Source organism: Bacillus cereus group sp. BfR-BA-01408 (assembly GCF_022663305.1).
Taxonomy (GTDB): domain Bacteria; phylum Bacillota; class Bacilli; order Bacillales; family Bacillaceae_G; genus Bacillus_A; species Bacillus_A pacificus.
Window position 1 is genome coordinate 1 of record NZ_JAKUFF010000163.1, and the last position, 1402, is coordinate 1402.

Genomic DNA, 1402 nt, shown 5'->3' on the forward strand with positions numbered 1-1402 from the left:
CAACATTTGTACCAAATAGTGTGACGATAAATGGAACACCACAACCTGGATTTGACCCAAATGTAGGTTTCCTGCTTCCTAATATTGCAGCTGGAACATCATTGACAGTAACGTTCCAAGTTACGGTAGTTGCACCGTCTACACGCGGAGCAGTATTAAATACAGCATCTGCTACAGCCACTTTCTTATTAAATCCTTTACAACCACCTGTAACAACAACGAATTCAAGTAATACAACGGTAGTTACAATACCATTACCTCCTCCTGGCGAAGTGACAGCAACAAAAACAGTAAATGTTGCCGCTGGAGCTGTTGGAGATGTATTAACGTATACAGTGTTAATAACGAATGTAGGAATTATCCCTGTTACAGACGTACTCTTCCAGGATGTCATTCCAGAAGGGACGACGTTTGTTGACAACAGTGTAACGATAGGTGGAATACAGCAACCTGGATTAAATCCAGAAATAGGCTTTACAGTTACTCCGTTATTAAATACTGGTGCGAGTATTTCTGTAACGTTCCAAGTGACCATTACGGAAATTCCAGATAATGAAGTCATATTAAATGATGCTGACGTTACGTTTACTTCACAACCAAATCCGCAGGAGCCACCGATTACGCAAACGATATTAACGAATTTAGTCGTTACGACAATTAATATAGCTTCAATTTCTCCAGTGAAAATAGTAGATAAAGAGGCAGCGACGGTTGGAGAAATATTAACCTATGATGTACTAATTTCTAACTTTGGAACAGTACCGGCAACGAATGTTCAATTTCTTGATTCTAGTACGAGTGGTGTAGCATTTGTTCCAGGAAGTGTGAGTATAAATGGAATACCAGAACCTGGACTAGATCCATTCATAGGCTTTACAGTTCCAGATATACCTGTAGGTGATTCTGTACTTGTCACATACCGAGAGATGGTAACGAGCATACCTCAAGGTGGAACAGTTGTTAACTTTGTGGACGTTACGGCTACATTTGCTGTAAGTGAGACAGAGCCGCCTATTACTGAGATAACGACAAGTAACACGACATTAACAGAAATCAATGAGCCTGGTTTAAATGTATTAAAATCAGTAAGTCAGCCGGTTGTTGCGGTAGGCGATACAATCACATATACAACAGTAGTTCAAAATACGGGAACCGTGATAGCAACGAATGTTCAATATAGTGATGTATTACCTTCCTCTATAACATTCGTACCGAACAGTGTAACGATAAACGGTGTGTTACAACCTGGGTTCAATCCGAATAATGGGTTCACGCTTCCAGATATAAATCCAGGTGAAAGTGTAGAAGTCACATTCCAAGTAACAGTTGTTAGCGTTCCGTCAAACGGAACAATTGCCAATACGGCAAATGTTACTGGAAGCTTTATTTTAGTACCAGGAGA

Annotated in this window: 1 protein-coding gene; it reads left to right on the plus strand. The window is 40.1% G+C overall.

What is annotated here, in order from left to right; genetic code table 11:
• On the plus strand, positions 1 to 1402 hold a 1402-nt coding region (locus tag MR083_RS26475; RefSeq protein ID WP_472927154.1), incomplete at both ends, for a DUF7507 domain-containing protein.